The organism is Roseovarius sp. BRH_c41, assembly GCF_000961715.1.
Taxonomy (GTDB): domain Bacteria; phylum Pseudomonadota; class Alphaproteobacteria; order Rhodobacterales; family Rhodobacteraceae; genus Roseovarius.
This window is the reverse complement of record NZ_LADY01000012.1, coordinates 1-12,298: the sequence shown is the minus strand read 5'-3', so window position 1 is coordinate 12,298 and position 12,298 is coordinate 1. Positions and strand designations below refer to the sequence as shown.

Below are 12,298 nucleotides of genomic sequence, written 5' to 3'. Positions count from 1 at the left end.
AGAAGATCATGAGCAAGAGCCTCAAACGCGTGACCGCGGCCCTGCAAGCCGCCGGGCTCGACATCACACCGATCGAGATCGGCGACGCCACCACGGCGCAGATGGCTGCCGACCTCGTGGGCTGTGACATCGCGCAGATCGCCAAATCCATCATGTTTCGCGGCGAGACCAGCGGCGCGGCACTGCTCTTTGTCACCTCCGGCGCCAACCGCGTGTGCGATACCCGCGCCTCCACGCTGGCAGACGAACCTCTGGGCAAGGCCGATGCCGCCCTCATCCGCGCGCAAACCGGCTTTGCCATCGGTGGCGTCTCGCCTTTGGGCCATCTCATCGCCCCGCGTGCGTTCTTTGATCCGCATCTCCTGACCTTTCCACAGGTCTGGGCCGCCGCGGGTACACCGCGCCACCTCTTCGGCATAGATCCTCGCGACCTCTTGCGCCTCAGCGGCGGCGATCTGGCGGATTTCACCACCTGACCCCTTGCAAACCCCGTCGACGCCCCCAACCTTGAGGGCTCAACAAGGACCCGCACCCAGACCATGACCGACACAAGCTGGCATCTGCCCAACCCAGACACCCAACCGGAGTTTTACGCCGATGTCCCGGTCAAACGGCTTGTTGCCTTTGTCGTGGATACGGTCGTGATCATAGGGATCAGCCTGCTGATTGTGCCCTTCACGGCCTTCACCGGCCTCTTCTTCTTTCCCATTCTCATGGCCGTAGTGGGCTTTGCCTACCGCGTCGCGACCATTGCGCGCGGCTCTGCCACTTGGGGCATGCGCCTTACGGCCATCGAGTTCCGCGACGCCACGGGTGCGCGCTTTGATCTTTCGCAGGCTTTTCTGCACACGCTTGGCCTAACGGTTTCCTTCGCCATACCGATCCTTCAGGTTGTGTCCGTCGTGCTCATGCTCACCGGCGACCGTGCGCAGGGCCTCACCGACCGGGTGCTTGGATCCGTCGCGATAAACCGCCGCGCCGCCGCATAACGCGCCGTGTAACGCGGCCATGACAAGCCCCTTGGCGGGGGCGGATATCATTGTTATCGTCCGCCCAAGACAGACAGCGGATTAACCATGCGGCACACACTTCCCATCGCGCCCCAATTCTATGTGACGGCACCGCAACCCTGCCCGTATTTGCCGGGCCGGATGGAGCGCAAGCTGTTCACCGCCCTGCAAGGCGAGGGCGCGCAGCGTCTGAATGACGGGCTCTCCAAACAAGGCTTTCGCCGCTCGCAAAACGTGCTCTACCGCCCGTCCTGCGCCGATTGCGCCGCCTGCCTTTCGGCGCGGATCAACGTGGCCGAGTTCACCACCTCCAAGAGCCAGCGCCGCACCCTGCGCCGCAACGAGGGCCTGAGACGCCGTGCCACCTCACCTTGGGCAACCGAGGATCAATACAGCCTCTTTCGCCGCTACCTCGAAAGCCGCCACGCGACCGGCGGCATGGCTGATATGGATACGTTCGAATTCGCCGCCATGGTCGAGGAAACCCCGATCCGCACCCGCGTCGTGGAATATACCGAGGCCGAGACCGGCGCGCTGATCGCCGTTTGCCTCACCGACATTCTCGATGACGGGGTCAGCATGGTCTACTCCTTCTACGAGCCTGACCGCACCCGCGAGTCGCTTGGCACCTATGTGATCCTCGATCACATCGAAATCGCGCGCGAAAACGGCCTGCCTTATGTCTATTTGGGTTATTGGGTGCCCGGCAGTTCGAAAATGGGATACAAGGCCACCTTCACCGGGCTCGAAGTCTATGTCGGCAACCGCTGGCAGAAAATGCGCGACCCCCAAGAGTTCCGCGCACAGGCGCATCCTCTGGTCAATGATCCGATTTCCGAACAGGTGGCGAATATCTCGCTGCCCGATGGCCGCCCGCTGCGCTCGCGCTCGGTCTAGGGACCGCCCCTATCCCGCCGGACAGCCCTGAATGTCCACCGCATCGCCCGTGCTCAGAATCGTGAGCCGCAGGCCACCTCGATCAAGCATGAACCCACGACCCTCGGCGTGGAAAATATCCACCTCGGCCCGCAGACGGTTGCCGCGTCGCTCACTTGTCGCCTGTGTCACCCACAGGGCGGGATTGCCGGTCTCGACCACGACCAATTCCTGCAATCCCATCGCAGAAACATCGACTTCGGCCACCAGATGCACGCCCCCTTCGATCGGTGCCACCTTGCACACCACGCGCCCCACGCCCGCCTCGGACTGCGTATAAGGCCGCGCAGCCAAGGCCGCGGCGATCTGCGGATCGGGGTGCTTCGCCGTCCCGTCCAATCGCTGCGACACGGACAGGCTCATCGGCACGCAAATATCGCTGCAAACCCCAATCTCCATCTCCGCGCTCAAGGTGATCGGCTGCCCAACACGCGCCGGTGTCAGGCGCACGGGCAAAACCAAGACATGCTCATACCCAATGGTGCGCATGCCATTGGTCACGGTCTGCTTTGGCGTGGGCCACTCGATCTCGGCCCGCGCCAGATTCGCTGACCCGCGCCAATCGAACTGTGGCGGAATCCCCGCCTCTCCGGGCGCACGCCAATAGGTCTTCCACCCATCCGCCAGCACGAACTTGAGCGCCGCAATATGGCTGCCATCAGCCATCTGCCATCCCGGCAAAACACTGACACTCACCATACTGTCCTGCGCCCGCGCCCGGTCGAGCGGCAGGACGAGCCACAGGCTTGTCATGAAAAAGAGAGCGATAGATTTTATCATGACTGTGAAATGGGGTATTCTGCGCCAATTGCCAACTCACAATCGAGCGAGAATTCTTGCCAGACTGTGAAGAGATCGCTTGCACCCCTTGCCCGCTCACCCCATTTTCAAGGCAGGACAGCACAGAGGCCGCCCGTGACACTTGCCCACCCGGATATGGATCTGACAGGGAAATTGCTCATCGCCATGCCCGGCATGGGCGATCCGCGCTTTGCGCATGCCGTCGTGCTGCTCTGCGCCTATTCCTCAGACGGCGCGATGGGCCTGATCGTCAACAAACCGACGCAGGATCTCAGAATGCGCGACCTTCTCGAGCAACTTTCGATTTCCCACACCCGCCAGACTCGCAACCTTCCGGTACATTTCGGCGGCCCGGTTGAACATGGGCGCGGCTTTGTCCTGCATGACCCGGGCTATCGGTCCCCCATCTCGTCGCTCGACGTGAACGATGACTTCGCGATGACCGCCACGCTCGACATTCTAGAGGATATGGCCCGCGGCGCAGGCCCGTCACGCGCGCTGCTGGCGCTCGGCTATTCGGGCTGGGGTCCGGGGCAGCTTGAATCCGAATTGGCGCAAAACGGCTGGCTCACCTGTGATGCCGATTCACAGCTGGTGTTTGACACGCCCGACGCGGCGAAATGGGAAACGGCGCTCACCCGACTGGGGATCTCACCCCTGATGCTCTCGTCTGAGGCCGGGCACGCCTGAGACAGGTATTCCCGCTGGTCAACAGCCTCGGCGCGCTGGTAGATTGCACGCCATGTTTCCCAAGTCGCCCCTCATCGTGATTGTCGCGCCCTTCTTGCTGATGGTCGTCCTGATCAGCGGCACGCTCTGGCATTATGGCTATCGCGCAGCGCTCTCTGATCTGGCGCGACGCGGCAGCGCCGATATGGCGCTGGTGCTGGGCGGGCTTGTGTCGGACCTGCAACGCTACCGGGATCAGGCGGTGGCGCTGGCCGATCATCCCACCTTGACCGCGCTGAACCGCCCCAATGCCCGGCATCAGGATTCCGCCGCACACCGCCTGCTCACCGCCTCCGCCGACCGCACCGGTGCCGCCGGGCTCTATTACGTCGACCGAGGCGGCAATCTGCTGGCGGGCACCGGCACGCGCCTGCCCGAGGGGCTGGCCACGTCCGCGCCATTTCTGCGCGCCATGGACGGCGCGCTTGGCACCGCCCATACCATGAGCGCCGATGGCACAGAGCGGCTGTTTCACTTCGCCGCTCCCTCATTCGGCTCCGACGGCAAGGTGCGCGGCGCGCTTGTCGCCATCGCCGATGCCGAGAATGTCGAATTCGGATGGCGCGGGCTGCAAACGGCGGTGTTTCTGGTCGACGACCGGGGGCGGGTCTTTATGTCCAACCGCTCGGAACTCTTGGGCTGGCGCAAGGTGCCCCAAGACACGGTGCTGATCCCGCCCAACGGCGCGCCCATCCCCTTTTCCCGCAGCCTCACGACCGGATATGAAATCTGGCAGATCGACCTTGGCCCCTATCTGCCACGCCGCGCCCTTCAGGTCAGCCAGACCTTGCCGCGCATCGGCATGACGGGTGCCGCGCTGGTGAATGTCGCCCCCGCCCGCCGCATCGCGGGGCTTCAGGCGGGCGCGGTGGCGGGCGTGCTCCTCTTCTTTGGCGCGCTGCTCTATCTCGCACAGGAACGCCGCCGAACGCTCGCCCGCGCCAATGCCCAGCTTGAGGGGCGCGTGGCCGAGCGCACCGCCACCCTCACCCGCACCAACCTTGCGCTGCGCCACGAAATCCGCGAGCGCCAAGAGGCCGAGGCCGCCCTCAAACGCGCGCAGGCCGAACTGGTGCAGGCGGGCAAACTCAGCGCCTTGGGCAAGATGAGCGCGGGCATCAGCCACGAACTCAACCAGCCCCTGATGGCGATCCGCCAATTCGCTGCCAATGGCGGCGCGTTCCTGCACCGCGGGGAACCTGACCGCGCCGCCGAGAACCTCTCCCGCATTGACGAGATGGCCCACCGCATGAGCCGTATCATCCGCAACCTGCGCGCCTTCGTGCGCAATGAAAACGAACCGATGGGCCGCGTCGACATGGGCCGCGTGATCGACACCGCCCTCGAAATGACCGGCGCACGCCTCACCGCCGATGCCATCACCCTCGACTGGCAGGCGCCCTCCGCCCCGGTCTGGGTGCGCGGCGGCGAGGTGCGGCTGGGTCAGGTGATGGTCAATCTCATCACCAACGCCGCCGACGCCATGGCCAAGAGCACCAACAAACGCCTCACCCTCACCCTCATCCCCGGCGCCCCCGTCACCCTCTGCGTGCGCGACACCGGCCCCGGCATTCAGGAACCGGAAAAGATCTTCGACCCCTTCTATTCCACCAAACTCGTGGGCGATGGCGAAGGCATGGGCCTTGGCCTGTCGATCTCTTACGGGCTCGTTCAGAGTTTCGGTGGACAGATCACAGGCCGCAACACCGAAACCGGCGCGGAATTCACCGTGGCCTTGGAGCCATGGACAGACCCCGCCCACGTCAAGAAAGGTGCCGCATGATCCGCAAGGTTCTGGTGGTCGATGATGACAAACCCGTCCGCGAGGCCCTCTGCCAGACATTGGATCTGGCTGAATACTCCGTGCGCGCCGCCGGCTCCTTTATCGAGGCCAAGGATCACATCAGCCGCGATTTCGCAGGCGTGATCCTCTCGGACATCCGCATGCCGGGGCGGGACGGCTTTCACCTGCTGGCCCATACCCGCGCGCTTGATGACGAACTGCCGGTGATCCTGCTCACCGGCGAGGGCGACATTCCCATGGCGGTCAAGGCGATGGGTCAAGGGGCCTTTGATTTCCTCGAAAAGCCCTGCGCGCCGGATGCCCTCATTCCCGTGCTGGACCGCGCCTTGAAAAACCGGGCGCTGGTGCTGGAAAACCGCCGCCTCAAGGCCCAGCTTGAAACCGGTGATCCGGCGGCGCGCATGCTCTTTGGCACCTCGCGCATCGCCGAGGATATGCGCCAGACCGTGCGGCAGGCGGCCCGCACAGGGACCGAAGTACTGGTGATCGGCCCGCCGGGCGCGGGTGTCTCCAAAGTGGCCGAGGTCATTCACCTGATGTCGCCCCGCGCCGGCGGCTCCTTTGTGAAACGTGCCGCGGCCCGGCTCGACCCCCGCGACCTCGATATGGCCCTGCACGAGGCACATGGCGGCACGCTCTTTCTCGACGAAATCCCGGCCCTGCCGATGGACAGCCAATATGCCCTCCTCGATCGGATGGAATCCGGCTCCGAGACGCGGCTCATCGCAGGCAGCACCGCCGATCTGGAAGAGGCGGCGCGCGCCGGCCGCTTCAACGCCGATCTCTACTACCGGCTCGAGGTTATGCGCGTCCGCATCCCCGCGCTCTCGGAACGCCCCGAGGATATCCCCGTGCTCTTTCGCCACTATGTCGCTCAGGCCGCCGAACAGGCCGGGTTGCCTGCGCCTGAAATCGGCCCCGATCACCTCGCAGCCCTCATGGCGCAGGATTGGCCGGGCAATGCCCGCTCCCTCATGTCTGCGGCCATGCGCTTTGTGCTGGGCATGCCGGACAACGCCGCAGAGGCGGCCGAACTGGGATTGGCCGAACAGATGGCGCGGGTCGAACGCTCGCTCCTGATCGCCGCCTTGGGGCGTCAGAACGGGCGCGCGGCACAGGCGGCGCAGGTGCTCAAACTGCCGCGCAAGACCTTCTACGACAAGCTGACACGCTACGGGATTCGCCCCGAGGATTACCGGCGCTGAGCCCGGCGGAATCTGTGCGAAATCCCGCACAACGCCTGAATTGCCTGTGCGAAATTTCGCACAAGCCATGCACAGGGCGCAAACCCGCTACCCTGATAATGCCGCACAACCCTCTGTAAAACCGTCATAAAACAGGCATCCCGCCTAGGAATCATACAAATCCTTGAGCGGGAAACCGCTTTCTCTCACCATGTCACCACCGTGCCCCACTTGGGCGCAGTCCAAAACATGACCACTTGGGAGGAGACCCACATGAAATTCCTGACCGCTGCCGTATCGGCACTGGCCCTGACCGTTGGCGCAGGCGCTGCCATGGCCGCCTGCGAAGACGGCGAAATCGTCGTCAAGTTCAGCCACGTCACCAATACCGACAAACACCCCAAGGGCATCGCCGCCTCCTTGCTGCAAACCCGCGTCAACGAGGAAATGAACGGCAAGATGTGCATGGAGGTGTTCCCCAACTCGACCCTCTATGACGATGACAAGGTGCTCGAGGCGATGTTGCAGGGCGATGTGCAACTGGCCGCCCCCTCGCTCTCGAAATTCGAGAAGTTCACCAAGCAATTCCGCCTCTTCGACCTGCCCTTCCTCTTCACCGATGTCGCCGCAGTCGACCGCTTCCAAGGCTCCGAGGCCGGTCAGGCGATGCTCGACTCGATGCAGCGCCGTGGTCTTCAGGGTCTCGCCTATTGGCACAATGGCATGAAGCAGATGTCGGCCAACAAGCCGCTGCTCGAACCCTCGGATGCCAATGGCCTCAAGTTCCGCGTGCAATCCTCCGACGTGCTCGTGGCTCAAATGGAAGCTATCGGCGGCAGCCCGCAGAAAATGGCCTTCTCCGAGGTTTACGGCGCGCTCCAGCAGGGCGTGGTTGATGGGCAGGAAAACACCTGGTCCAACATCTACGGGCAAAAGTTCTTCGAGGTGCAGGACGGTACCACCGAGACCAACCACGGCATCATCGACTATCTCGTCGTGGCCAGCGTCGACTTCCTCGACAGCCTCGATGCCGAAACCCGCGACCAGTTCCTTACCATCGTCAACGAAGTGACCGAACTGCGCAACGCCGAATCCACCAAGGTCGATGAAGACGCCAAACAGGCCATCATCGACGCCGGCGGCGTGGTGCGTGAACTGACCCCGGAACAGCGTGCCAAGTGGGTGGAAGCGATGAACCCCGTCTGGGACCAGTTCAAGGAAGACGTGGGCCAGGACAACATCGACGCCGCCGTTGCCTCGAACGAAAGCTCCTGATCCGGCTTTAAACGGTGCGGCCCGCCATCGTATTGGCGGGCCATTGGTGCATCGGGCGGGTTTCTCTATCACCCGCCCGACTTGCAACCCGCGACACACTCACAAAATTTGGGAATGGGACGATGCAGCACAAGACTGGGCTTATCGACCATATCGAGGAGACGGTGATTGCCGCGCTCCTGGGGGTGATGACATTGCTGACCTTCGCCAATGTTGTCGCTCGATATGTGTTCAACGTGAATATCCTCTGGGCACTCGAACTGACCGTATTCATGTTCGGTTGGCTCGTCCTCTTGGGCGCCTCCTATGCGGTCAAGAAACATGCGCATCTGGGCGTCGACGCCGTGATCAACCTGCTCTCGGTCCCCGCGCGGCGGATCGTGGGGCTGGTTGCGGTCGTGGCCTGCCTCTTCTTCTCTCTGCTGCTGCTCAAGGGGTGCTATGACTATTGGGCGGTCTTCGCCGACCTGCCTCCCACCTCCGGGCGCTGGGTTCCCACCGGCTTTGACACCACCGCCCGTTCTCAGAGCTTTTACGAGGTGCAGGATGTGCCCATGCTGGCCGTCTTCCGCTTTCTCGAAGACCTGATCAACTACGGCGACTCCTACGAAAAACTGCCCAAGGTGATCCCGTATCTCGTTCTGCCGCTCTCGGCTTTCCTGCTCGTCCTGCGCTTCACACAGGTCGCCATTGCCATCTGGACCGGCAAGATCGACCGCCTGATTGCCAGCCACGAGGTAGAAGACGAGATCGAAGAACTCCGCGCCGCCCAGGCGCGTAACGCCGATGGAGGGCAAAACTGATGGATGTCGCTCTGCTCTTCACCATGGTCGTCGGCCTGATGCTGATCGGCGTGCCAATCGCCGTCTCGCTCGGTCTCAGTTCCACGCTCTTCATGCTGCTCTATTCCGACACGTCTCTGGCCTCGATTGCAGGCACACTGCTCAACGCCTTCGTCGGTCATTACACCCTGCTCGCGATCCCGTTCTTCGTTCTGGCTTCCTCCTTCATGTCCACCGGCGGCGTGGCGCAACGCATCATCCGCTTTGCCATCGCCTGCGTCGGCCACCTGCCCGGCGGCCTCGCCATCGCCGGCGTGTTGGCCTGCATGATGTTCGCCGCGCTCTCGGGCTCCTCGCCCGCCACCGTGGTCGCGATCGGCACAATCGTGATCGCCGCCATGCGCCAAATGGGCTATACCAAGGAATTCGCCGCCGGTGTGATCTGTAACGCGGGCACGCTTGGCATCCTGATCCCGCCCTCCATCGTCATGGTTGTCTACGCCAGCGCCACCGATGTCTCGGTGGGCCGGATGTTCCTCGCGGGCGTCCTGCCCGGTCTTCTGGCGGGGTCAATGCTGATGATCACCATCTATGTCATCGCCAAGGTCAAGAACATGCCACAGGGCGAATGGCGCGGATGGCGTGAAATTTTTGACAGCTTCCGCGAGGCGGCCTGGGGTCTCTTGCTGATCGCGATCATCATGGTGGGGATCTACGGCATCCCCGGCATCACCGGCGCGATCTTTACCCCGACCGAGGCGGCGGCGGTGGCCGCAGTCTACGCCTTCTTGGTCGCCAGCTTCATCTACCGCGACATGGGGCCACTGGCGCGCGGCGACGGTCAGGCACCGCTGGCGCTCTACCAACGCCCCACAGCGCTCCTCACCGCCTTCTTCCACCGCGACACCCGCAAGACGCTGCTTGATGCGGGCAAGCTCACCGTGATGCTCATGTTCGTGATCGCCAACGCGCTCATCCTCAAACATGTGCTGACCGAGGAACAGATCCCCCAGCACATCGCCAACGCCATGCTCGGCGCGGGTCTGGGGCCGGTGACCTTCCTTATCGTGGTCAACGTGATCCTGCTCATCGGCGGGCAGTTCATGGAACCGTCGGGCCTTCTGGTGATCGTCGCCCCGCTTGTGTTCCCCATCGCTCTTGAACTCGGGATCGACCCTATTCACCTTCGCATCATCATGGTGGTGAACATGGAGATCGGCATGATCACCCCTCCGGTCGGCCTCAACCTCTTCGTGACCTCCGGCGTGGCCGGCATGCCGATGATGGCGGTGGTGCGCGCCGCCCTGCCGTTCCTCGCCGTGCTCTTCGTGTTCCTGATCATCATCACCTATGTGCCCTGGATCTCGACCGTCCTGCCCAACGCGGTCATGGGTCCAGAGACCATCATCAAATAGGCACACCAAGGACGGACCAACCGTCCCCCTGACCACGCAGGCCCCGGCTTGCGTGGTTTTTTCATGCCCCTTCGCCGGTGCGGTTTGAAAGCAGATCACACCACGCTACCTGACCCCCGGGCACGGGATTTCCTTTACCCCGCCACATTTCGGCGTTACCCAAAGACCCCGGACCCCGACAGGAGAGACGCGCGTGACTTCAGACACCCTCAGCGTTAAGCGCGACGCCTTTCTCGCCGCCATGCGACAGGTGGCAGCGACCGTCACCGTCGTGACCACGGACGGGGTGGCAGGCCTCGCGGGGGCCACGGTCAGCGCCTTTTCCTCGCTGTCCGCCGATCCGCCTTCGGTCCTGATCTGCCTGCGCTCCGACAGCCGGATCGCACGCAGCGTCATCGAGAATGCGGCCTTCTGCGTCAATGTCCTGTCCGAGGATGCGGTCGAAGTGGCGCGTGCCTTTGCCGGACCGTCGCCCGACAATCCCGCCGAGCGCTTTCTCGGCCTCAACTACACGCCCCGGCCCGAAGGCCCGGTGCTGCCGCGCGCCACCGCCTTCTCCTGCCGGCTCACGGATCGCATCACCCATGGCAGCCATGCCATCTGCATCGGCACCGTCACGGCCCTCACCAACGCCGGACAAAAGCCACTCACCTATCTCAGCGGCGATTACCACATCGTGCGCCCACACGGACTCTGAAGCGCCCCGCTTTTCTTGGTCAAAATACTCATATCCGCCGCTGGCCAAAGCGCACGCGCCCTGCCATATCTGCGCCGACCTCAGCCACCGACCGCAGACAAGGAGCCGCCCATGACCCGCATCATCACCGCCCTCAGCGAGATTTCCGCCAATTATGACGCGCTCTTTGTCGATCTTTGGGGCTGCGTGCATGACGGCGTGCGCGCCCTGCCGGATGCTGTCGCCGCCCTTCAATCCTACCGTGCAGACGGCGGCACCGTGGTGCTCGTCACCAACTCGCCCCGCGCGCGCGGCGGCGTCGAAAAACAACTCGATGGCTTCGGCGTGCCCCGCGACGCCTGGGATACCATCGCCACTTCCGGCGACAGCGCCCGTGCTGCGATGTTTCAGGGCGTGGTCGGCGAAAAGGTCTGGTTCGTCGGTCAACCGTTCGATGATCGCTTTTTCGATCCGCTGCATTTGATCGAAAACCCCGTGCCCATCACCCGCGTCCCCTTGGAAGAGGCCGAGGGTATCGTCTGCATCGGCCCGTTCGATCCCTTGGCGGACCCCAGCGATCTGCGCCCCCAGTTCCTCTATGCCAAGCAGATGGGCCTGAAACTCCTCTGCGCCAATCCTGATATCGTGGTGGATCGCGGCGAGGTGCGGGAATGGTGTGCCGGGGCCCTCGCCCGGCTTTATACCGAGATGGGCGGTGAAAGCCTCTATTTCGGCAAACCGCATCCTCCCATCTATGACCTCGCCCGCCGCCGCCTTTTGGCCCTTGGCCGCGATGTCGAGAACGCCCGCATCCTCGCAATCGGCGACGGGGTTCATACCGATGTGGCCGGTGCCATGGGTGAGGATATCGATTCTCTCTTCATCTCCGGCGGCTTGGCCGCGACAGAGACCAAAACGTCGCACCAACCGGATGAATCAGCGTTAAACGATTATCTTGCAAAGGAAAAATCCTCACCCACCTTCACAATCGGATTCTTGCGCTGAGAGAAAACACTTGATCTTTCTGCATCCGCAAAGTAATTAAATTCCAACTTGAGGCGAAATACAGCCTGATAATTACGCACCAAACCTGTTGGAGGGGCGAATGTTGGACAACATGCCGCGCGGCACGATCTGTATCGAAGACATCGAAATGGGCATGACCCGCCATCTGCGCAAGGTCGTGACCGACCGCGACATCGAGCTGTTCGCCGAGGTTTCGACCGACCGCAACCCAGTGCATCTCGATGACGCCTATGCACAGGATACGATTTTCGAGGGGCGCATCGCGCATGGCATGCTGACCGCTGGCCTCATCTCTGCGGTGATCGGCGAGCAATTGCCCGGACACGGCACCGTCTACATGGGCCAAACCCTCAAATTTCTCGCCCCCGTGCGCCCCGGCGACATGGTCCATGCAGAGGTCGAGGTGATCGGCATCGACCACGGCAAACGCCGGGTGCAACTCGATTGCCGCTGTCTGGTGAATGGCAAAAAGGTGTTGATCGGCGAAGCCACGGTTCTCGCCCCCTCGCGCAAGTTCGACTGAGGCTGTCAGCCAATTTCGACGCGAGGATAGCGAACGGCCTAAAGCCGAACTTTGCCCCAATCTCAAAAGCGCGGAATCAAGGCGCGGCACGCGCCGCCGCGCAGCGCCCGTCCGCCCCACCGGGCGGGCGCTTTTGC

General features: G+C 63.1%; 13 protein-coding genes. 12 read left to right on the top strand and 1 reads right to left on the bottom strand.

The features are described 5' to 3' along the window. Window positions 1–8 precede the first annotated feature (8 nt). From VR71_RS03770 to VR71_RS03760, 3 genes are all read left to right on the top strand, one after another. On the top strand, window positions 9–476 hold the full coding sequence (locus tag VR71_RS03770) for a YbaK/EbsC family protein (protein WP_009819037.1): 468 nt from the start codon (window positions 9–11) through the stop codon (window positions 474–476). Between the two features lie 63 nt (window positions 477–539). Beyond that, on the top strand, window positions 540–989 hold the full coding sequence (locus VR71_RS03765; protein ID WP_009819038.1) for an RDD family protein: 450 nt from the start codon (window positions 540–542) through the stop codon (window positions 987–989). An 87-nt stretch (window positions 990–1,076) separates the two neighbouring features. Continuing rightward, on the top strand, window positions 1,077–1,907 hold the full coding sequence (locus VR71_RS03760) for an arginyltransferase (protein ID WP_009819039.1): 831 nt from the start codon (window positions 1,077–1,079) through the stop codon (window positions 1,905–1,907). Between the two features lie 9 nt (window positions 1,908–1,916). On the opposite strand, the gene VR71_RS03755 is transcribed toward VR71_RS03760, so the two are convergent. After that, on the bottom strand, window positions 1,917–2,699 hold the full coding sequence (locus VR71_RS03755) for a protein-disulfide reductase DsbD domain-containing protein (protein WP_045681365.1): 783 nt from the start codon (window positions 2,697–2,699) through the stop codon (window positions 1,917–1,919). A gap of 183 nt (window positions 2,700–2,882) precedes the next feature. Between VR71_RS03755 and VR71_RS03750 the strand changes: the two genes are divergently transcribed. From VR71_RS03750 to VR71_RS03710, 9 genes are all read left to right on the top strand, one after another. Then, window positions 2,883–3,437 (top strand): YqgE/AlgH family protein, encoded by a 555-nt coding sequence (locus tag VR71_RS03750; protein WP_040650697.1) that lies wholly within the window; start codon window positions 2,883–2,885, stop codon window positions 3,435–3,437. A 52-nt stretch (window positions 3,438–3,489) separates the two neighbouring features. Beyond that, window positions 3,490–5,259: an ATP-binding protein gene (locus tag VR71_RS03745; RefSeq protein ID WP_045681332.1), complete on the top strand. Its 1,770-nt coding sequence runs from the start codon at window positions 3,490–3,492 to the stop codon at window positions 5,257–5,259. Next, the gene (locus VR71_RS03740; RefSeq protein ID WP_045681327.1) at window positions 5,256–6,485 is read left to right on the top strand and encodes a sigma-54 dependent transcriptional regulator; all 1,230 of its coding nucleotides are present in this window, start codon (window positions 5,256–5,258) and stop codon (window positions 6,483–6,485) included. The genes VR71_RS03745 and VR71_RS03740 overlap by 4 nt, the downstream gene beginning before the upstream one ends. 252 nt (window positions 6,486–6,737) lie before the next feature. Next, the gene (locus VR71_RS03735) at window positions 6,738–7,739 is read left to right on the top strand and encodes a DctP family TRAP transporter solute-binding subunit (protein ID WP_040650699.1); all 1,002 of its coding nucleotides are present in this window, start codon (window positions 6,738–6,740) and stop codon (window positions 7,737–7,739) included. Window positions 7,740–7,861: 122 nt separating this feature from the next. Then, complete coding sequence (locus VR71_RS03730; protein ID WP_009819045.1) at window positions 7,862–8,542, top strand: TRAP transporter small permease; 681 nt, start codon at window positions 7,862–7,864, stop codon at window positions 8,540–8,542. After that, entirely contained in the window at window positions 8,542–9,936 is a 1,395-nt protein-coding gene (locus VR71_RS03725; RefSeq protein ID WP_045681325.1) for a TRAP transporter large permease, read from the top strand. The genes VR71_RS03730 and VR71_RS03725 overlap by 1 nt, the downstream gene beginning before the upstream one ends. A 193-nt stretch (window positions 9,937–10,129) precedes the next feature. Next, window positions 10,130–10,633: a flavin reductase family protein gene (locus VR71_RS03720; RefSeq protein WP_296429848.1), complete on the top strand. Its 504-nt coding sequence runs from the start codon at window positions 10,130–10,132 to the stop codon at window positions 10,631–10,633. A 111-nt stretch (window positions 10,634–10,744) separates the two neighbouring features. Then, window positions 10,745–11,617 (top strand): TIGR01459 family HAD-type hydrolase, encoded by an 873-nt coding sequence (locus tag VR71_RS03715; RefSeq protein ID WP_045681323.1) that lies wholly within the window; start codon window positions 10,745–10,747, stop codon window positions 11,615–11,617. Window positions 11,618–11,717: 100 nt separating this feature from the next. Next, window positions 11,718–12,161: a MaoC family dehydratase gene (locus VR71_RS03710; protein WP_009819049.1), complete on the top strand. Its 444-nt coding sequence runs from the start codon at window positions 11,718–11,720 to the stop codon at window positions 12,159–12,161. Window positions 12,162–12,298: the final 137 nt, after the last annotated feature.

What these genes read in the sequence shown, in the direction of transcription:
- VR71_RS03770 (WP_009819037.1), top strand. Translation starts at nt 9, where the DNA reads ATGAGCAAGAGCCTCAAACGCGTGACCGCGGCCCTGCAAGCCGCCGGG.
- VR71_RS03765 (WP_009819038.1), top strand. Translation starts at nt 540, where the DNA reads ATGACCGACACAAGCTGGCATCTGCCCAACCCAGACACCCAACCGGAG.
- VR71_RS03760 (WP_009819039.1), top strand. Translation starts at nt 1,077, where the DNA reads ATGCGGCACACACTTCCCATCGCGCCCCAATTCTATGTGACGGCACCG.
- VR71_RS03755 (WP_045681365.1), bottom strand. Translation starts at nt 2,699, where the DNA reads ATGACAAGCCTGTGGCTCGTCCTGCCGCTCGACCGGGCGCGGGCGCAG.
- VR71_RS03750 (WP_040650697.1), top strand. Translation starts at nt 2,883, where the DNA reads ATGGATCTGACAGGGAAATTGCTCATCGCCATGCCCGGCATGGGCGAT.
- VR71_RS03745 (WP_045681332.1), top strand. Translation starts at nt 3,490, where the DNA reads ATGTTTCCCAAGTCGCCCCTCATCGTGATTGTCGCGCCCTTCTTGCTG.
- VR71_RS03740 (WP_045681327.1), top strand. Translation starts at nt 5,256, where the DNA reads ATGATCCGCAAGGTTCTGGTGGTCGATGATGACAAACCCGTCCGCGAG.
- VR71_RS03735 (WP_040650699.1), top strand. Translation starts at nt 6,738, where the DNA reads ATGAAATTCCTGACCGCTGCCGTATCGGCACTGGCCCTGACCGTTGGC.
- VR71_RS03730 (WP_009819045.1), top strand. Translation starts at nt 7,862, where the DNA reads ATGCAGCACAAGACTGGGCTTATCGACCATATCGAGGAGACGGTGATT.
- VR71_RS03725 (WP_045681325.1), top strand. Translation starts at nt 8,542, where the DNA reads ATGGATGTCGCTCTGCTCTTCACCATGGTCGTCGGCCTGATGCTGATC.
- VR71_RS03715 (WP_045681323.1), top strand. Translation starts at nt 10,745, where the DNA reads ATGACCCGCATCATCACCGCCCTCAGCGAGATTTCCGCCAATTATGAC.
- VR71_RS03710 (WP_009819049.1), top strand. Translation starts at nt 11,718, where the DNA reads ATGTTGGACAACATGCCGCGCGGCACGATCTGTATCGAAGACATCGAA.